This window comes from Actinomycetospora sp. NBRC 106375, from assembly GCF_030269665.1.
Taxonomy (GTDB): Bacteria; Actinomycetota; Actinomycetes; order Mycobacteriales; family Pseudonocardiaceae; genus Actinomycetospora.
The window spans coordinates 21,488-38,695 of record NZ_BSTS01000010.1; the positions used below are offsets into that span (position 1 = coordinate 21,488).

General features: G+C 75.5%; 19 protein-coding genes. 9 read left to right on the forward strand and 10 right to left on the reverse strand.

The features are described 5' to 3' along the window. The first annotated feature begins 63 nt into the window (after positions 1-63). Positions 64-990 carry an alpha/beta hydrolase gene (locus QSK03_RS17465; RefSeq protein ID WP_285654432.1) on the forward strand — a complete coding sequence of 309 codons (927 nt, stop codon included), beginning with the start codon at positions 64-66 and terminating at the stop codon, positions 988-990. Positions 991-1,006: 16 nt separating this feature from the next. Here the strand turns inward: QSK03_RS17465 and QSK03_RS17470 are convergent, their stop codons facing one another. Beyond that, positions 1,007-1,771 (reverse strand): IclR family transcriptional regulator domain-containing protein, encoded by a 765-nt coding sequence (locus QSK03_RS17470; RefSeq protein ID WP_285654434.1) that lies wholly within the window; start codon positions 1,769-1,771, stop codon positions 1,007-1,009. Positions 1,772-1,892: 121 nt separating this feature from the next. Between QSK03_RS17470 and QSK03_RS17475 the strand changes: the two genes are divergently transcribed. Genes QSK03_RS17475 through QSK03_RS17495 form a run of 5 tightly spaced genes read left to right on the forward strand, consistent with a single transcriptional unit; the run spans position 1,893 to position 6,149 of the window. After that, positions 1,893-3,248: a cation:dicarboxylate symporter family transporter gene (locus QSK03_RS17475; RefSeq protein WP_285654436.1), complete on the forward strand. Its 1,356-nt coding sequence runs from the start codon at positions 1,893-1,895 to the stop codon at positions 3,246-3,248. A 33-nt stretch (positions 3,249-3,281) separates the two neighbouring features. Beyond that, entirely contained in the window at positions 3,282-3,821 is a 540-nt protein-coding gene (locus QSK03_RS17480) for a carboxymuconolactone decarboxylase family protein (RefSeq protein ID WP_285654438.1), read from the forward strand. After that, positions 3,818-4,612: an SDR family NAD(P)-dependent oxidoreductase gene (locus QSK03_RS17485; protein WP_285654440.1), complete on the forward strand. Its 795-nt coding sequence runs from the start codon at positions 3,818-3,820 to the stop codon at positions 4,610-4,612. Before QSK03_RS17480 ends, QSK03_RS17485 begins: the two co-directional genes overlap by 4 nt. Before the next feature lie 14 nt (positions 4,613-4,626). Further along, positions 4,627-5,511 (forward strand): amidohydrolase family protein, encoded by an 885-nt coding sequence (locus QSK03_RS17490; RefSeq protein ID WP_285654442.1) that lies wholly within the window; start codon positions 4,627-4,629, stop codon positions 5,509-5,511. Beyond that, positions 5,508-6,149: a hypothetical protein gene (locus tag QSK03_RS17495; protein ID WP_285654444.1), complete on the forward strand. Its 642-nt coding sequence runs from the start codon at positions 5,508-5,510 to the stop codon at positions 6,147-6,149. Before QSK03_RS17490 ends, QSK03_RS17495 begins: the two co-directional genes overlap by 4 nt. Here QSK03_RS17495 and QSK03_RS17500 read toward each other — a convergent pair. After that, a complete protein-coding gene (locus QSK03_RS17500; protein ID WP_502872180.1) occupies positions 6,130-6,588 on the reverse strand; it encodes a MarR family winged helix-turn-helix transcriptional regulator in 459 nt (152 codons plus the stop codon). The two genes, QSK03_RS17495 and QSK03_RS17500, sit on opposite strands and share 20 nt — an antisense overlap. Before the next feature lie 73 nt (positions 6,589-6,661). On the opposite strand from QSK03_RS17500, the gene QSK03_RS17505 reads away from it, so the two are divergent. Together QSK03_RS17505 and QSK03_RS17510 are read left to right on the forward strand one after the other, a co-directional pair. After that, the gene (locus tag QSK03_RS17505) at positions 6,662-8,095 is read left to right on the forward strand and encodes an MFS transporter (RefSeq protein WP_285654450.1); all 1,434 of its coding nucleotides are present in this window, start codon (positions 6,662-6,664) and stop codon (positions 8,093-8,095) included. Further along, positions 8,092-8,964 carry an NAD(P)H-binding protein gene (locus tag QSK03_RS17510; RefSeq protein ID WP_285654452.1) on the forward strand — a complete coding sequence of 291 codons (873 nt, stop codon included), beginning with the start codon at positions 8,092-8,094 and terminating at the stop codon, positions 8,962-8,964. Before QSK03_RS17505 ends, QSK03_RS17510 begins: the two co-directional genes overlap by 4 nt. Here the strand turns inward: QSK03_RS17510 and QSK03_RS17515 are convergent. Continuing rightward, on the reverse strand, positions 8,933-9,352 hold the full coding sequence (locus QSK03_RS17515; RefSeq protein ID WP_285654454.1) for a TIGR03668 family PPOX class F420-dependent oxidoreductase: 420 nt from the start codon (positions 9,350-9,352) through the stop codon (positions 8,933-8,935). The genes QSK03_RS17510 and QSK03_RS17515 overlap by 32 nt on opposite strands. A gap of 5 nt (positions 9,353-9,357) precedes the next feature. Continuing rightward, positions 9,358-10,197: an LLM class F420-dependent oxidoreductase gene (locus tag QSK03_RS17520; protein WP_502872181.1), complete on the reverse strand. Its 840-nt coding sequence runs from the start codon at positions 10,195-10,197 to the stop codon at positions 9,358-9,360. 44 nt (positions 10,198-10,241) lie between these two features. Here QSK03_RS17520 and QSK03_RS17525 point away from each other — a divergent pair, with 44 nt between their 5' ends. Beyond that, positions 10,242-10,634 (forward strand): RNA-binding S4 domain-containing protein, encoded by a 393-nt coding sequence (locus QSK03_RS17525; RefSeq protein WP_285654458.1) that lies wholly within the window; start codon positions 10,242-10,244, stop codon positions 10,632-10,634. Here QSK03_RS17525 and QSK03_RS17530 read toward each other — a convergent pair. The 6 genes from QSK03_RS17530 to nadA form a co-directional block, all read right to left on the reverse strand. Then, entirely contained in the window at positions 10,620-11,399 is a 780-nt protein-coding gene (locus QSK03_RS17530; RefSeq protein WP_285654460.1) for a GH12 family glycosyl hydrolase domain-containing protein, read from the reverse strand. The genes QSK03_RS17525 and QSK03_RS17530 overlap by 15 nt on opposite strands. A 125-nt stretch (positions 11,400-11,524) precedes the next feature. Beyond that, the gene (locus tag QSK03_RS17535; protein ID WP_285654462.1) at positions 11,525-12,382 is read right to left on the reverse strand and encodes a GH12 family glycosyl hydrolase domain-containing protein; all 858 of its coding nucleotides are present in this window, start codon (positions 12,380-12,382) and stop codon (positions 11,525-11,527) included. 11 nt (positions 12,383-12,393) lie between these two features. After that, on the reverse strand, positions 12,394-13,566 hold the full coding sequence (locus QSK03_RS17540) for an NAD(P)/FAD-dependent oxidoreductase (protein ID WP_285654464.1): 1,173 nt from the start codon (positions 13,564-13,566) through the stop codon (positions 12,394-12,396). Continuing rightward, positions 13,563-14,438 (reverse strand): carboxylating nicotinate-nucleotide diphosphorylase, encoded by an 876-nt coding sequence (nadC, locus tag QSK03_RS17545; protein WP_285654466.1) that lies wholly within the window; start codon positions 14,436-14,438, stop codon positions 13,563-13,565. Before nadC ends, QSK03_RS17540 begins: the two co-directional genes overlap by 4 nt. Beyond that, a complete protein-coding gene (locus tag QSK03_RS17550; protein WP_285654468.1) occupies positions 14,435-16,027 on the reverse strand; it encodes an L-aspartate oxidase in 1,593 nt (530 codons plus the stop codon). Before QSK03_RS17550 ends, nadC begins: the two co-directional genes overlap by 4 nt. Beyond that, a complete protein-coding gene (gene nadA, locus QSK03_RS17555) occupies positions 16,024-17,028 on the reverse strand; it encodes a quinolinate synthase NadA (RefSeq protein ID WP_285654470.1) in 1,005 nt (334 codons plus the stop codon). The genes QSK03_RS17550 and nadA overlap by 4 nt, the downstream gene beginning before the upstream one ends. Positions 17,029-17,208 lie beyond the last annotated feature (180 nt).

Sequence of the window (17,208 nt, forward strand, 5' to 3'; positions counted from 1 at the left end):
CCGCCGTGCGCCGTCCGGGGAACGCTCGGTCGTCCGGGTGGACGACGTGACGGGAGCGCGACGATGCGCGAGGACATCTCTTTCGACGCCGACGGTGTGACGCTGCGGGGCTGGTTCTACGCACCGGACGGCGCCGACGCGAACGGCGGCCACCCGTGCGTGGTCATGGCGCACGGCTTCTCCGCGGTCAAGGAACAGCACCTCGACGACTACGCGGAGGTCTTCGCCGCCGCCGGACTGGCGTGCGTCGTCTACGACAACCGCGGGTTCGGCGCGTCGGACGCCGCGCCAGGAAAGCCGCGCCAGGAGATCGACCCCTGGGAGCAGATCCGCGACTACCAGCACGCGATCACCTACGCCCAGGGCCGCGACGACGTCGACGCGGACCGGATCGGCGTGTGGGGCTCGAGCTACTCCGGCGCGCACTCCTACGTCGTCGGCGCGATCGACCGCCGCGTCAAGGCGGTGTCCGGTCAGGTCCCGCTCGTCTCGGGCCGGCAGGCGTTCGAGTCGCTCGTGCGCATCGACGCATGGGGTCCGACGTGGGAGGCGTTCGCCGCCGACCGCCTCGAGCGCGCCCGGGGCGGGGAGCCGGCGATGATGCCCGTCGTCAGCGAGGACCCGGCGGCGCCGGCCGCGCTGCCCACCCCGGACTCGTACGAGTTCTTCACCCGCACCCAGCGCGACCGCGCGCCGTCGTGGCGCAACGAGGTCACGCTGCGCTCGATCGAGCTCTTCCAGGGCTACGAGCCCGGCCGGTTCCTCCCGCTCATCTCCCCGACGCCCGCGCAGATGGTGGTGGCGCCGCACGACCGCCTCGTCGCCGGCGAGGCGGCCGCCGCCGCGTACGAGACCGCCGTCCACCCGAAGAAGCTCGTGATCGTGCCCGGCGGGCACTTCGACGCCTACACCGGCCCGGGCTTCGAGGTCAGCTCGGGTGCGGCACGCGACTGGTTCGTCGAGCACCTGCGGGTGGGCAAGGTGGGCTGAGCCGGCTGAACCGGCCTCAGCGCGCCGCGATCTCCCCCGAGATCGCCTCGGCGTGCTCGACGACCATCGGGGCGCAGCGTTCCCGCAGCTCGTCGGCCGACAGCCGCGCCGCGTTGACCGAGACGTTGAGCGCGGCGATGACCCGTCCCCGGTGGCGCACGCCCGCCGCCACCGACCGCACGCCCTCCTCGCGCTCGCCGTCGATCAGCGAGAACCCGTCCCGGCGCACCTGCCCGAGCACCTCGCGCAGGCGTGCCGGGTCGGTGACGGTGTGCGGGGTGAGCGGGCGCAGCTCGACCGCGTCCAGGTAGGCGTCGAGCTCGTCGTCGGGCAGGGCCGCGAGCAGCACCCGCCCGAGCGAGGTCGGGTAGGCGGGCAGCCGTGAGCCGACGTTGAGCGTGATCGCGACGCTGCGGGGGCTCGGCACCCGCGCGAGGTAGACGATCTCGGTGCCGTCGAGGGCGGCCAGCGACGACGACTCCTGCAGCGTCGTCGAGAGGCTGCGCATGTGCACCTCCGCGGTCTCCCACCACGGCGCCGACGACAGGTAGCCGTACCCCAGCCGCAGCACGCGCGGCGTCAGCCGGAACCGGCGGTCGCGCTCCTCGGCGTATCCGAGGCGGCGCAGCGTCAGCAGGATGCGGCGGGCCGTGGCCCGGGTGAAGCCGGTCAGCTCGGCGACCCGGCTGACGGACAGCTCCGGGTGCTCGGCGGAGAACACCGTGAGCACCTGCAGTGCCTTGTCCACGGAGTCGATGACGTCCGGATCCTCGCGGGACACGGCGCCAGTCTCGCACCGGCGGCGCGCCCGGCCCTTGACAACCGCGCCGCACGCCCCCACGGTCGTGTGCGTCCATCGCACAGATGTACGTCAGTCGTACACGGTGACAGCGAGGTCCCCGATGTCGGTCCGCTCGATCGTCCGCAGCGCCTTCACGACGAAGCTCTACGTGACCGTCCTCGTCGCGATCGTCGCCGGCGCCGCGGTCGGGCTGCTCGCACCGGGCGTGGGGGCCGCGCTCGAACCGATCGGCACCGGGTTCATCGCCCTGATCCAGATGCTCATCGCGCCGGTCGTGTTCTGCACGATCGTCACCGGCATCGCGTCGGCGGGCGAGCTCACGTCGGTCGGGCGGATCGGGGTGAAGGCCCTCGTCTACTTCGAGGTCGTCACCACGCTCGCGCTGATCGTCGGGCTCGTCGTCATGGACGTGTTCCGTCCCGGCGACGGCGTGAACGCCCGGCCCGACGCGCTGCGCCTGTCCGGGAGCGCCGCGCAGTACGTGGCCCAAGGCGAGGGCGGGCACTGGTACGACTTCCTCGTCGACATCATCCCCAGCGGCGTGGTCAACGCCTTCACCGAGGGCAACGTCCTGCAGGTCCTGCTGGTGTCGATCCTGTTCGCGATCGCGGTGAAGGCCATGGGACCCCGCGGCCAGGGCATCGTCACGGCCGTCCAGAAGATCGGCGACGCGACCTTCGGCATGATCCGCCTGGTCATGTACGCGGCGCCCCTGGGCGCCTTCGGCGCCATGGCGTACACGACCGGGAAGTTCGGGGCGTCGACGCTGGTGAGCCTCGGGAACTTCGTCCTGCTGTTCTGGGTCACCGGCATCGTGTTCAGCCTCGTCGTGTTCGGGGTGCTGGCCCGGCTGTGCGGGCTGCGCATCCTGCGGCTCTACCGCTACTTCCGCGACGAGCTGCTGATCACCCTGGGCACCTCGAACTACGAGGTCGTCATGCCCGCGCTGCTGCGCAAGCTCACCCACCTCGGCGCGCCCCGGCGGATCGTCGGGCTCGTCGTGCCCTCGGGCTACGCCTTCAACGGCGACGGCGTCTGCCTCTACCTCGGGTTCGCCTCGCTGTTCATCGCGCAGGCGTTCGGCGTGGAGCTCTCGCTCTGGCAGCAGATCGGCCTGCTCGCGGTCTTCCTGGTGACCTCGAAGGGCAGCGCGGGCGTCGCGGGCGCCGGGTTCGTCATCCTCGCCGCCACCCTGAGCACCACCGGGATCGTGCCCGTCGTCGGCATCATGTTGATCATCGGCGTCGACCGCTTCCTGTCCACCATGCGCGGGCTGGTCAGCCTCTCCGGACAGATCCTCGGCAGCCTGGTCGTCGCCCGCTGGGAGGACGGCCTCGACGTCGACCGGGCCCGCGCGGTCCTGCGCGGCGAGGACGTCCCGGAGATCCCCGACGGGGCCGAGACCGCCGACGCCGAGACCGAGCCCGCCGCCGCACCCGTCGCGGCGCCGTCCTGATCGAGTCCCGATCCACGGAGAACGAGGAGGAAGATGCCCCGCCTGGAGTACGTCGGCCCGGACGCGCTGACCGGACCGGACGCGGAGATCGCCGGACGGATCGTCGCCCGCCGCGGCGGGACGCTCACCCCGCTCGATCGGATGCTGCTGCACAGCCCCCCGATCGCCGACGGGTGGAACGACCTGCTCGGCGCCGTCCGCACCGGCGGGACGCTCGCCGGCGACGTGCGCGAGCTCGCCGTCCTGCGCATCGCCGCCCTCAACGGCGCCGACTACGAGTGGCACGCCCACGAGCCGCTCGGCCGGGCCGCGGGGCTGGACGACGACGACGTCGCCGTCCTGCGCGGCGAGCGCGGGCCCGCGGCCCTGACGCCCCGGCGCGCGGCGGCGCTGGCCTACACCGAGGCCATGACCCGCGACGTCGCCGTCCCCGACGAGGTCTTCGCCGGGCTCCGGGAGCACTTCGACGACCGCGAGATCGTCGAGCTGACGGTCACCGTCGGCGCGTACAACCTGGTCTCCCGCTTCCTCGTGGCCCTGCAGGTCGGCGACGACCGCCGGGACGCGGCGTGACCGGCCGCCTCGCGGACAAGGTCGCGGTCGTGACCGGGGCGGGCAGCGTCGGTGACGGCTGGGGCAACGGCCGGGCCACCGCGGTCGCCTTCGCCCGTGAGGGCGCGCGGGTGCTCGCGGTGGACCGTGACCGGGAGGCGCTGGACGCCACCCTCGCCCTCGTCGAGACCGGCACGGTGACCGCGCACGTCGCGGACGTGACCGCGTCGGACGAGGTCGCCGCGACGATCGCGGCCGCCGAGGACCGCCTCGGCGGCCTCGACGTGCTCGTCAACAACGTCGGCGGGTCCCGTGCCGGCGGCGTCGCCGAGCTCGACGAGGAGGCGTGGGCGGCGCAGCTCGACGTCAACCTCTCGACGGCCTTCCTCGGGTGCCGCCACGCGGTGCCGGCCCTGCGCCGCCGCGGCGGGGGCGCGATCGTCAACGTCGCCTCCACCTCCGGGCTGCGCTGGACCGGGTCCGCGCAGGCCGGGTACGCCGCGGCGAAGGCCGGCGTCGTGCAGCTCTCGCGCGTCACGGCCGTGCAGTACGCGCCCGAGGGCATCCGCGTGAACACCGTGGTGCCCGGGCAGCTGCACACCCCGATGGTCGAGGCGCGCCTCGCCGGCCAGCGCGCGGGCGGGGACGTCGACGCCCTGCTCGCCCAGCGGCTCGCCCGCATCCCGCTCGGGTTCATGGGCGACGGGCGCGACACCGCGGCCGCCGCCCTGTTCCTCGCCTCCGACGAGGCCCGCTTCGTGACCGGCACCGAGATCGTCGTCGACGGCGGCATGACCGCCCGGTGCGACTGACGCGAGGAGACCCGATGACCTCGGTCGTCCCCGACGCCCGCAACCCCGGGCCCCACCCCGACCCGCACGCCCCGTCCTGGACCCCGCCGCCCCGCGCCTGCGACGCGCACTGCCACGTCTTCGGCCCCGTCACGCGGTTCCCCTACGCGACCGACCGCACCTTCACCCCGCCCGAGGCGCCGTTGGCGGACCTGCAGGCGCGACACCGCCTCCTCGGCCTCGATCGCGCGGTGATCGTCCAGTCGGCGGTGCACGGCACCGACCACGCCGCGCTGCTCGCCGCGCTCGACGGGGGCGCCGGTCGGTACCGAGGTGTGGCGCTGATCCGGCCCGACACGGCGCCGGCCGAGGTCGCCCGTCTCCACGACGCGGGGGTCCGCGGCGCCCGGCTGCACTTCACCCCGCACCTCGGGGCCGCCCCGTCGCCCGCGGACATCGCCGCGATCGTGCGGCTCGTCGCTCCCCACGGGTGGCACCTCGCCCTGCACGTCGCGGGCGACGGGATCGCCGAGCACGCCGACCTCGTGCGCTCGCTGCCGTTGCGGGTGGTGGTCGACCACCTCGCGCGGGTGGACCTGTCGGCGGGCCCGGACTCCGCCGCGGTCACCGCCTTGCGGCACCTGCTCGACACCGGCGACGTGTGGGTCAAGACGTCCGGGGCCGATCGCCTGGCCGGCTCGCCGGACGGGCTCCCGGACGCCGCCGACCTGGCGGCGCTGCTCGTCCGCAGCGCCCCGGAGCGGGTGGTGTGGGGCACCGACTTCCCGCACCCGAACACCGCGGGCTACGTCCCCGACGACGGTGACCTGGTCGATCTCGTCGAGCGGATCGCGCCGGACCCGGCCGACCGGCACCGGCTGCTCGTCGACAACCCCACGACCTGCTTCGACTTCCCGTGAGCAGCGCCGACGGCCTGCTCCTCGTCCTGTCGGCACCCGGTGACGTGCCGGACGAGGAGTTCCACCGCTGGTACGACACCGACCACGCGCCGGCACGGGCCGCCCTGCCGGGCGTGCTCGGCGCCGAGCGCTTCCGGGCCGTCGACGGCCTCGAGCCCGGCTGGCTGGCCGTCTACCCGCTGCGGCGGGAGGCCCTGGCCTCGCCGGAGTACGCCGCGCTGCGGGTGCGCAGCCCCGCCGAGGCCGCCCTGGTCGAGCGGCTGGGCGCCCTCGACCGGCGCGTCTACGCCCGGCTCGACGGGGCGGGTCCACCCGCGCCCGGCCCCGCTCCCCTGCTGCTCACGGTCGGGCTGACCGGCACCGATCCCGGGGTCCTCGACGCCTGGTACGCCGAGGAGCACCTCGAGCTGCTCGCGGCCGTGCCCGGATGGCGGCGCGCGACCCGCTTCCGGCGGGTCGAGGGCGACGGGCCGGACCGCCTGGCGGTGCACGAGCTCGACGGCCCGGAGGTGTTCGCCACCGAGGAGTACCGGCGCGCGGTCACCACGCCCCGTCGTGACGGCGTCATGGCCACGGTGACGGCCCGCGAGCGGCGGCTGTTCGCCCACCACCGCTCGATCAGCCCCCCGACGGGCTGACGTTGGCCCGCATCCGGGCCAGCACGCGCCGGGTCGTCTCCAGCTCCGTCTCGGTGAGGCCCTCGCGCAGGCGGCGGTCGTGCTCGACGGCGACCGTGCGCAGCCGGTGGAACGCGGCCCGCCCGTCCCCGGTGAGCTCGACGCGGTGGACGCGGCGGTTGGCCGGGTCGCGGTGCCGGGTCACCAGGCCGTCGCGCTCCATGCCGGCGAGGTGGTGGGTCAGCGTCGCGCCCTGGATGCCCACGGCCTCGGCGAGCTCGCGCTGGCTCGCGGTCGCGCGGGTGGCCAGCGACAGCAGCACCAGCCAGGTCGACAGGGAGCCGCCCGCCGCGGTCAGCGCCGCGTCGAAGGCCCGCCCGACCTCGCGGGCGGCACCGGTCAGGACGAGACCCACGGGCGGGTCGGCGGGAGGTCCGGGCACGGCGACAGCGTAGCTCATCGTTCGATGTCTAAGGGATTGACAGCTAACCGTTAGATACCTAACGATATGGGCGTCGTCGTCGGAGGTCCCCATGAGCCACGCACCCCCAGAGGTCTCGCCCGCCCCGCCGGCCGTCGTGGCGCCCCGCCGCTGGTGGGCGCTCGCGGTCCTCGCCGTCGCCCAGATGATGATCGCCCTCGACGCCACGGTGATGACCGTGGCGCTGCCGTCCGCGCAGGCGGGCCTCGGGTTCCCCGACGCCGAGCGGCACTGGGTGATCACCGCGTACACCGCCGCCTTCGGGGGTCTCCTCCTGCTCGGCGGGCGCGTCGGCGACCACCTCGGACGCGCCCGCACGTTCCGCCTCGGGCTCGCCGGGTTCGCCGGGACGTCGGCGCTCGGCGCCCGGGCGCCGGACCTGACCCTGCTCGCGGTCGCCCGGGGCGCCCAGGGCGCGTGCGCCGCCCTGCTCGCGCCCACCGTGCTGGCGCTGCTCGCCACGACGTTCACCGAGCCCCGCGAGCGGGGCCGCGCCTTCGCCGTGTTCGGGGCGATCGCCGGCGGCGGGGGCGCGGTCGGGCTGGTGCTCGGCGGGGTGCTCACCGAGACCGTCGGCTGGCGCGGGTGCCTGCTCGCGGCGGTGCCGATCGCGCTGCTGGCGGGCCTGGGGGCGCGGGTGCTGCCGGTCCCGGACGGGTCGGGCGACGGCCGCCGCTGGGACGTCGCCGGCGCCGTCCTCGTCACCGGCGGGCTCGTCGCCGTGCTCGGGGCCTGCTCGCAGGCGGTCCTGCGGTCGTGGTCGTCGCCGGTGACGCTCGCGCTGCTCGCCGGGGGCGCGGTGCTGCTCGCGGCCTTCGTCGTGCGGGAGCGCCGGACCTCCCACCCGCTGCTCCCGCTGCGGATCCTCGCCGACCGGGACGTCGCGGGCGCGTGCCTCGCCGTCGCCCTCGCGATGGCCGGCATGCTCGGCGCGTTCCTCGTCCTGACCTACGTGCTGCAGGTCGTGCTGGGCTTCGCGCCGCTCGCCGCCGGGATCGCGTTCCTGCCGCTGTCGGCGGCGCTCTTCGCGAGCGCGCAGGTCGTCGGCCGCGTCATGGCCGGCGTCGCGCCGCGCACCCTGATCGTCCCCGGCCTGCTCGTGGCCGCGGCCGGCATGCTCCTGCTGACGCGCCTCTCCCCCGCCGACGGCTACCTCACCGCGGTCCTGCCGGCGGAGATCCTGCTCGGCGTCGGCATGGGCGCGGTGATGACGCCGGCGGTCAGCCTGGCGACCTCCCGGGCCCGGCCACGCGACGCCGGGGTCACCGCCGCGGTCGTCTCCGCGTCGCAGCAGGTCGGCGGCGCGGTGGGCGTCTCGGTGCTCAACACGGTCGCGGCCGCCGCGACGCTCGGCGCCGGTGTCGCCGCGCTGTCCCGCGGTGCCGCCGCGGCCGCCGCCGGCGGCGCGGTCGCCCTGATCGCCGCCGCCGTCGTCACCGCCGTCCTCGTGACGGCCGGACCACCACGCCACGGAGGCACGTCATGATCGTCGTCACCGGAGCCACCGGCCACGTCGGCCGCGAGCTCGTCCAACGCCTCGCCGCCGACGGCCACCCCGTCCGCGCCGTCACCCGCCGTCCCGACGCCTACGACGCGCCGCCCGGCGTCGAGGTCGTCGGCGGCGACGCCGAGGACCCCGCGAGCCTGGACGCCGTGTTCGCCGGCGCCGACCGCGCGTTCCTCCTGTCCGCGCAGGCCGTCGGCAGCGCGCCGCGGCCCACCCACGTCCCGGCGCTGGTCCACGCCGCCGTCCGCGCGGGCGTCGGGCACCTCGTGCTGCTCTCGGTGTACCGGGGCGGCGAGGGTGACGACGTCATCGCGGCGTGGTCGGGTGCGGTCGAGGACGCGGTGACCTCGAGCGGGGTGCCCTCCACCCTCCTGCGGCCCGGACGGTTCATGTCGAACGCCCTGCCGTGGATCCCGCAGATCCGGCGCGGCGACGAGATCGCGATCCCGTTCGCCCGCCGCCCCGCGGCCTCCACCGATCCCGCCGACATCGCCGCGGTCGCCGCGGTCGCCCTCACCACGTCCGGGCACGCGGGCGCGGCCTACCAGCTCTCGGGGCCCGAGGCACTGACCCCGATCGACGAGCTGGCCGTCCTCGCCGCGCTCCTCGACCGCCCGCTGCGTGCCGTCGAGCCCCCGCGCGAGGACGTGCGCGCCGGCATGGTGCGCGCCGGGTTCGGAGAGCACGTCGTCGACGCGATCCTCGCCCGCAGCGAGGACACCGAGGACGGCACCGCGGTGCTCGACACCGTCGAGCGCGTCACCGGGCGCCCGCCGGGCACGTTCGCCGCCTGGGCGGCCCGCCACGTCGACGAGTTCAGGTCGCCGACCACCCCGACCAGCGGGTGACCTCCACCGTGATCGCCGGACCCTCGGGCGGGGACTCACGGTCCTGGCGGTAGCGGGCGCCCAACGCCGCGCGGGCCCGGGCGACCACGTCGTCGGCCTCGGTCACCGCCGCCGTGCCGTCGGCGCGCACCCACCACAGCTGGTCCCAGTCGTCGTCGTAGCGGTCGACGAGCAGCGACACCGCCGGGTTGTCCGCGATGTTGCGCAGGCGCTTGAGGTCGCGGTGGCGCTTGGGCTTGGCGTCCACCGCCATGACCACCGTGTCGCCCTCGACCGCGAACACCACCGGGACGAGGTGCGGCTGCCCGTCGCCGGAGACGGTGGCGAAGCGCGCGACGCGCGCCGCGGCGAACCGGCGGCGCGCGTCGTCGGCGTCGAGGGTGGGCACGGGCGCTAGCCCGTCACCTTCGCGAGCTCGTCGAGCTCCTTGAGGACGGTGTCGCGGTCGGAGGAGCTGACGCCGTGGATGGCGCGCTCGAGGCCGATGCGCCGGTAGCCGTCGAGCGCCTCGGGCGACGTCTCGGCGCCGAACAGCGACATCGGGATCGGGCCCCGGCCCGCGTCGGCGGCCCGCTGCTGGAGGGCGTTCGCCCGCTCCTCGAACTGCCCGATGTTGTCCGGGCCGACCCGCTGCGGCAGCCAGGCGTCGCCGTAGTCGAGGATGCGGTCCTCGACGCCGGGCCCCATGCCGCCGACGTACACCGGCGGGTGCGGCTGCTGGGCCGGCTTGGGCCAGGCCCAGCTGCGGTCGAAGTCGACGAACTCGCCGTGGAACTCGGCCTCGTCCTGCGTCCACAGCTCCTTCATGGCCTTGACCTGCTCGGCCATGAGCCGCATGCGGGTCTTCGGGTTCGCCCCGTGGTGGGCCATCTCCTCGCGGTTCCAGCCGGCGCCGATCCCGAAGAGGAAGCGACCGCCCGAGAGGCGGTCGAGGCTCGCGACCTGCTTGGCGGTGTGGATCGGGTCGCGCTGGATGACCAGGCAGATGCCGGTGGCGACCTGGAGCGTCGACGTCGCGGCCGCGGCGGCGGTGAGGGCGACGAACGGGTCGTAGGTGTGGATGTACATCCGCGGCAGGTCGCCGCCGCCGGGGTACGGCGACTCCCGCTTCGTCGGGATGTGGCTGTGCTCGGGGAACCAGAGCGAGTCGAAGCCCCGGTTCTCCACCTCCCGGGCCAGCTCGGCCGGGTCGATGGCGTAGTCGGTCGGGAACATCATGATGCCGTGCTGCACGTTCTCCCGGTTATCCCGTGGAGCGCGGTGCCATGCTGGGAGCGATGGAGTCCACCCGCGTCGACCGCTGGCTCTGGGCGGTGCGGCTGACGAAGACCCGCGCCGACGCCGCCGAGGCCTGCCGCGGCGGGCACGTGCGCGTCAACGACACCCCCGCCAAGCCCGCGACGACGGTGAAGCCCGGCGACACGGTCCGCACGCGGGTGTACGAGATCCCGCGGATCGTCGAGGTCGCCAAGGTGATCGAGAAGCGTGTCGGGGCGCCCGTGGCCGTCACCTGCTACGTCGACCACACCCCGCCGCCCCCGCCGCCCGAGGAGCGCCCCGCGCCGATCGCCGTGCGCGATCGCGGCGCCGGGCGCCCCACGAAGCGCGACCGTCGGATGATCGACGCCTTGCGGGAGGACTCGGTGCGGGAGGACTCAGGGTGCGGGTGACGCGTCGGGCAGGCTCGCGGCGAACGACCGGGTCGCCAGGCCCGCGCCCCCGATCCAGGGCTCGAAGCCGGCCTGCACGCTCGTCATGTACCACTCGGGCTTCGCGACGCCGCGGTTCTGGGCGTCGGTGACGAACTGGTCGAGGGGCAGGTCGCGGACCTCGTCGGTGGGGTCGTGGCGGACGTAGCTGATCGTCGGCAGGTCGATCGCGCCGAGCCAGACGTCCCACTTCGTGCCAGCGATGTCCACCTCCGCCTTCTTCTCGCCGATGGGCTGCACGCGGTCGGTGTGGCGCAGCCAGATCATCAGCTCGAGCCCGGTGGGCCGGCCGTCGCGACGGGGCGTCGGGTCCATCCAGAGGTCGTAGGAGACGTTGTAGTCGCCGGCCGGCGGGACCGTGACGGCCCAGGAGGACTTCAGGCCGGCGAGCTGCGACACCGGGCGCGGGAACGGGCTGTCCTTGGTGCAGTTGCCGTAGTTGCAGCCCCAGACGATCGACGGGTACGACGCCGGCTCGTCCTCCTTGTGGTGGTCGGCCGGGTCGACGACGAAGCCGGTGTCGAACGCCGTGACGCACTGCGGGGTGTCGGCGCCCCAGACGTCGTTCTGCACCTCGTAGCGCCCGCCCTCGACCGGCGTCGAGCCGAACTTGTCGCAGACCCGCGTGCCGTCCACGCGCGGTGTCGTGGCCGTGACCGCCGTGGCGGGGCTCGCGCCCAGCAGCACCGAGAGCACGGCCGCGAGCACCACGATCAGTCCGCTCATCGCCCGTCGTCGACCGTTCATCTTCCGCCATCCTCGCGTCTCGACCGTTCGTCGCGACAGAAGTTACGGTTGGCGTGCCATGTGGGGGAACGGCCCCACCCGGAAGAGATCGACTCTTTCGGGTCTCAGACCCCGTTGCGGGTGAGCGCGAAGGCGTCGGTGGTCAGGCCGTCGCCGCCGATCCAGGGCTCGAAGCCCGCCTGGATGTTGGTGAGGAACCAGGTCGGTGCGACCACGCCGCGGCGGGTGGCGTCGGTGACGAAGTCGGTGATCGGCAGGTCGAGCACCTGGGTGGTCGCCTCCTCGCGGACGTAGGAGATCACCGGCGTCCCCTGGTTCTCGCCGGTCCAGACGGCCCACCGCGCGTCGCCGATCTCGACGGTGCCCCGCTCGGCGCCGATCGGCTGGACGCGGTCGGTGCGGTCGAGCCAGATCATCAGCTCGGCGCCGGTGTTGGCGCCCTCGCGCCGCGGGGTCGGGTCGAGCCAGACGTCGTAGGCGACGTTGTAGTCGCCGCGCCGGGGCGTCGTGACCGCCCAGCTGGAGCGGATGTCGCCGAGGTCGGCGACCGGACGCGGGAACGGCGCGTCGCGGGTGCAGGTGCCGTAGTTGCAGCCCATGACGATCGAGGGGTAGGCGGCGGGGCCGGAGTCCTTGTCGTGCTGGGCGTCGACCGCGAACCCGGTGTCGAACGCCGTCGTGCACTGCGGGGTGTCGTCGCCCCACGCGTTGTTCTGCACCTCGAAGCGCCCGCCGGCCACCGGCGTGGACTCGGTCTTGCCGCAGATGCGCTGCCCGTCCTGCCCGCCGCGCGCGGGCAGGGGCGCCAGCTCGCCGGGGCCGGGGTTGCGGGGGGCGGCCGGCGCGCCGGCCTGCGGGGCGGCCGGTGCCGGGCCGCCGCTCGTGCCGCATCCGGCGAGGGCCAGCGCGAGCACGGCCAGGACGAGGGCGCTCGCGCGCCGGATTCTCGAGGTGTCCCCCATACGGGGGAAGGCTAGCGACCGCCCTGCGACGCCCCGATCCGGGTGGCGAGCACGGCGTCGAGGCTCGTCCCGTGGGTGGCGAGGGCGTCGAGGACGTCGTCGGGCGGCGCGTCCCCGCGGATCACGGCGGCCGCGAGCTCCGCGGCGGCGGGCGCGGTCTCGATGCCCGAGCCGCCCTGCCCGGCGAGGAGGTGCAGGCCCCGATGGTCGGGGCGGTCGCCGATCACCAGGGCGCGGTCGGCGACGAACGAGCGCAGCCCCGTCCAGCTCGTGACGACCGAGCGCAGGCCGAGCGTCGTCACCGCGTTGACGTCCTCCAGGGCCGCGGCCACGTCCAGCTCGTCGGGGCGCGGGTCGCCGGGCTCGGCCGGGGTCTCCTCGGACGGCGACACGAGCAGGTGCTCGCCCTCGGGCTTGGCGTACCAGCGCTCGCCGGCGGAGACGACGAACGGGTCGTCGCGGCGCACCGGGGCGCCCTCGGGGATGCGCGCGACCGCGATGGTGCGCCGCAGGGGACGCAGGCCCACCGGTGCGGCGCCGGCGAGGGCGAGCAGCCGGTCGGTCCAGGCGCCGGCGGCGAGGACGACCTCGTCGGTGTCGATCCGCTCGTCGCCGAGGGTCACGCGCCAGCCGGTGTTCGTCCGCTCGAGGGCCGTGACCGGGGCGCCGGTGCGGATCGTCCCGCCGCGGGCCCGGAGCGCCTTGCGGTAGTACTGGTGCAGTCCCAGCGGGTCGGCGTCCTGGGCGTCCTCGACGACGGCGGCGGCGTGCAGGGCGTCGGGGCGCAGGGCGGGCCAGCGTCTCGTGGCCTCGTCCACGGTCAGCTCGTCGACCCCGGAGAGCGGGAGGATCTCCTCGCGCAGGGTGCGGGCCTCCGTCGCGTCGTGGGCCACCCGCAGGCAGGGCCGCGGGCGCAGGAACGGGTGGCCGGCGTCCTCGGCGAGGGCGGCGAAGCGCTCCCACGACGCGTCGATGAGCGCCCGCGCCGGCGGCGCCCCGTGGCCGGGGATGTAGCTCGCGGCCGAGCGGCCGGTGGTGTGCCGGGCGAGCTCGCGCTCGCGCTCGACGAGCACGACGTCCCGGTCCCGCGCGAGCTCCGCGGCCACCGACATCCCGGCGATCCCGCCGCCGACGACGACCGTACGTGAGCGAACTTTGGGGCTATAGCCCGGAACTTCGCTCACGTACGGAGGTCCAGGCCCAGGTCGAGGACCGGGGCGGAGTGGGTGAGGGCGCCGACGGCGAGGAAGTCGACGCCGGCCGTGGCGTGGGCGGCGGCCGTGTCGATCGTCAGGCCGCCGGAGACCTCGAGGCCGGTTCCCGGCGCCGTCCGGTCGCGGCGGGCCACCGCCTCGACCGTCATCGCCGGCGTGAAGTTGTCGAGCAGGACGAGCTCGACGTCCAACCCCAGTGCCTCCTCGAGCTGCTCGAACGAGTCGACCTCGACCTCGCAGGACAGGTGCGGGGCGGCCGCCGTCGCGGCCCGCCACGCCGCGGTCACCGACCCGGCCGCGGCCACGTGGTTGTCCTTGATCAGGATCGCATCGCCGAGCGACATCCGGTGGTTCACCCCGCCGCCGCAGCGCACGGCGTACTTCTGCAGCGCCCGCAGCCCGGGCACCGTCTTGCGGGTGTCGCGGATGCGCGCCCCGGTACCGGCGACGGCGTCGACCCACGCCGACGTCGCCGTCGCGACCCCCGAGAGCTGGCCGAGCAGGTTGAGCGCCGTCCGCTCGGCGGTCAGCAGGGTGCGCAGCGGCGCCCGGACGGCGAGGGCGACGTCGCCGGGGTCGAGGCGGTCGCCGTCCGTGCGCGCCGCCAGCACCTCCAGGTCGGGCCCGCACACCCGCTCGAGCACCCGCACCGCCACCCCGATCCCCGCGAGCGTGCCCGCCGGGCGGGTGCGGAACTCGCCGACCGCGACGGTGCCCGCGGGCACGCACGCCGTCGTCGTGACGTCCGGGCCGTCGCGCAGGTCCTCGTCCAGCGCGCGGGCGACGACGGCGTCGACCTCGGCCGGGTCGAGGGTCTCCGGGAGAGCAGGAGCGATGGTCATGCGACACCTCCGTGCCGGGCGTCCGTGGTGCCGACGTGCAGGCGGCCGTCCCCGTCGAGGACGACGGTGCTCGACGCGCGCTGCCAGTGGTCGTCGGTGGCCGGGTGGTCGTGGCGGACGTGGCAGCCGCGGGTCTCGGTGCGCGAGCCGGCGGCGGCCAGCAGGGCGTGGGCGGCGAGGGTGAGGTTGGCGTCCTCGACCTGCGCGCGCGTCCTCGGGACCCGGACGGCGCTCGCCGCCTCGACCGCGTCCGACGCCGCCGCGAGCCCGGCGGCGTCGCGCCCGATCCCCGCGCCCCGGGTCATGGCCCCCTGCAGGACGCGGCGGTCGGCGACCGGGACCGGCGCCGTCGCGGTCTCGACGGCGGCCGCGAGCCGGCGGGGCCCCGCGAGCGCCGCGGTGATGTCCTCCGCGGCCCGCCCGCCCACGACGAGGCCTTCGAGCAGGCTGTTCGAGGCGAGCCGGTTGGCGCCGTGCAGGCCGGTGCGCGCGACCTCGCCGGCGGCCCAGAGCCCCGGGACCCCGGTGCACCCGCGGGTGTCGGTGACGACGCCCCCGCAGGAGTAGTGCGCGGCGGGGCGGACCGGCACGGGGTCGGCCGCGAGGTCGACGCCGATCGCCGCGCAGGCGCCGGCGACGGTCGGGAAGCGGGCGGCCACGTCGGGGACGCCGGTGGCGTCGAGCCAGACGTGCTCGGCGCCCAGCTCGGAGATCCGCCGGGTGATGGCGGCGGCCACGACGTCGCGGGGCGCGAGGTCGCCGAGGGGGTGGACGCCCGCGGTCACCGACGCGCCGGCGGTGTCGCGCAGCACGGCGCCCTCGCCGCGCAGGGCCTCGGTGACCAGCGGCGCGCGCCCCGTCGACGACCGTCCCGTGAACAGCGCCGTCGGGTGGAACTGCACGAACTCGACGTCGGCCAGGGTGGCCCCGGCCCGCAGCGCCAGCGCCCAGCCGTCGGCCGTGGCGACGGCGGGGTTGGTGGTCGTCTCGTAGAGCCCGCCGACGCCGCCCGTCGCGAGCAGCACGGCGGGCGCGGCGAGGCGCCCGGCGGTGCCGTCGGCGTCGCGGACCTCGAGCCCGCGCACGCTGCCGTCGGCGCCGGTGAGCACCGCGACCGCCGCGTGCCCGGCGAGCACCGTCAGCTCCTCGCGGCGCGCGGCGGCGAGCAGGGCCCGCTCGACCTCGGCGCCGGTGGCGTCGCCGCCCGCGTGCACGACGCGGTACGCCGAGTGGCCGCCCTCCCGGCCCCGGGCGAGCCGCTCCGGGGCCCCGTCGAACACGGCGCCCTCGGCGCGCAGCGCCGCGACCGCGGCGGGGCCCGCGCGCAGGATCGCCCCGGCCGCGACGGCGTCGACGAGCCCGCCGCCGGCGGCGACCGTGTCACCCAGGTGCGCGCCGACGGTGTCGCCGGTGACGTCACCGAGGACCACCGCGATGCCGCCCTGCGCCCAGCGGGTGCTGCCCTCCTCGGGCACGTCCTTGGTGACGACGACGACGCGCAGCCCGGCCCGTCGCGCCGCCAGGGCCGCGGTGAGCCCGGCGACGCCCGAGCCGACGACGACGAGGTCGGCGGACGTCTCCCAGCTCACTCGCCACCGCCCGGGCGGCCGATCTCGATCATCCGCTGGACGGCGCCGCGGGCCCGTGCCGCCGTCTCGGCATCGACGTGGACCTCGTCGCGACCCTCGACCAGCGCCCGGGTCAGGGCACCCGGCGTGATCATCTTCATGTAGCCGCAGGCGGCGCGGTCGTTCACCGGGCGGAAGTCGACGTCGGGGTTGGCGCGGCGGAGCTGGTGGAGCATGCCGACCTCGGTGGCCACGAGCACGCTGCGCTTGGTGGTGTTCTTGGCGGCGTCGAGCATGCCGCCGGTCGAGAGGATGTGGACCTGGTCGGCGGGCACGGCGCCCGCGCCGGCGAGGTAGAGCGCGCTGGTGGCGCAGCCGCACTCGGGGTGCACGAACAGGTCGGCCTCGGGGTCGGCCTGGGCCCGGGCGGTGAGCTCGGCGCCGTTGATCCCGGCGTGGACGTGGCACTCGCCGGCCCAGACGTGCAGGTTCTCCCGCCCGGTCTCGCGCTTGACGTGGGCGCCGAGGAACTGGTCGGGGAGGAAGAGGACGTCCCTGTCGGCGTCGATGCTCCGGACCACCTCGACCGCGTTGGACGACGTGCAGCAGACGTCGGTCTCGGCCTTCACCGCTGCGGTGGTGTTGACGTAGCTGACGACGACGGCACCGGGGTGCTCCGCCTTCCAGGCGCGCAGCTCGTCGGCGGTGATCGAGTCGGCGAGGCTGCAGCCGGCGCGCTCGTCGGGGATGAGCACCGTCTTGTCCGGGGCGAGAATCTTCGCGGTCTCGGCCATGAAGTGGACGCCGCAGAAGACGATCGTGCTCGCGTCGCTCGCCGCGGCGACCCGGCTCAGGGCCAGCGAGTCGCCGGTGTGGTCGGCGACGTCCTGGATCTCGGGGCGCTGGTAGTTGTGCGCGAGCACCACGGCGTCGCGCCCCCGGGCGAGCCGGCGGATCTCCTCGGCCCACCCCGGACCGGCGGCGACCGGTGCGACGAGGTCCGTGGCAGCGGTGACGGTCATCGCCGTCTCCTCCCCCGGCGACCCCTCGGCGTCGAGGGCGGCCGGTCTCGGTGGTTTTCGCCTATTGGTCGAAAACGTGGTCGACCGTACCCGCCCGCCCCGCCCTCGCGCCAGAGCCCGGTCACCCCGCGTGGCGTGGACCACCCCGTGGATCGCGAGCGTGTGGTGCTGCGGACGCTG

Excerpts from the sequence above, each read along its gene's own strand:
- QSK03_RS17535 (WP_285654462.1), bottom strand. The coding sequence starts at position 12,382 with ATGGGGGACACCTCGAGAATCCGGCGCGCGAGCGCCCTCGTCCTGGCC.
- QSK03_RS17510 (WP_285654452.1), top strand. The coding sequence starts at position 8,092 with ATGATCGTCGTCACCGGAGCCACCGGCCACGTCGGCCGCGAGCTCGTC.
- QSK03_RS17525 (WP_285654458.1), top strand. The coding sequence starts at position 10,242 with ATGGAGTCCACCCGCGTCGACCGCTGGCTCTGGGCGGTGCGGCTGACG.
- QSK03_RS17505 (WP_285654450.1), top strand. The coding sequence starts at position 6,662 with ATGAGCCACGCACCCCCAGAGGTCTCGCCCGCCCCGCCGGCCGTCGTG.
- QSK03_RS17475 (WP_285654436.1), top strand. The coding sequence starts at position 1,893 with ATGTCGGTCCGCTCGATCGTCCGCAGCGCCTTCACGACGAAGCTCTAC.
- QSK03_RS17490 (WP_285654442.1), top strand. The coding sequence starts at position 4,627 with ATGACCTCGGTCGTCCCCGACGCCCGCAACCCCGGGCCCCACCCCGAC.
- QSK03_RS17465 (WP_285654432.1), top strand. The coding sequence starts at position 64 with ATGCGCGAGGACATCTCTTTCGACGCCGACGGTGTGACGCTGCGGGGC.
- nadA (WP_285654470.1), bottom strand. The coding sequence starts at position 17,028 with ATGACCGTCACCGCTGCCACGGACCTCGTCGCACCGGTCGCCGCCGGT.
- QSK03_RS17500 (WP_502872180.1), bottom strand. The coding sequence starts at position 6,588 with ATGAGCTACGCTGTCGCCGTGCCCGGACCTCCCGCCGACCCGCCCGTG.
- nadC (WP_285654466.1), bottom strand. The coding sequence starts at position 14,438 with ATGACCATCGCTCCTGCTCTCCCGGAGACCCTCGACCCGGCCGAGGTC.
- QSK03_RS17480 (WP_285654438.1), top strand. The coding sequence starts at position 3,282 with ATGCCCCGCCTGGAGTACGTCGGCCCGGACGCGCTGACCGGACCGGAC.
- QSK03_RS17530 (WP_285654460.1), bottom strand. The coding sequence starts at position 11,399 with ATGAGCGGACTGATCGTGGTGCTCGCGGCCGTGCTCTCGGTGCTGCTG.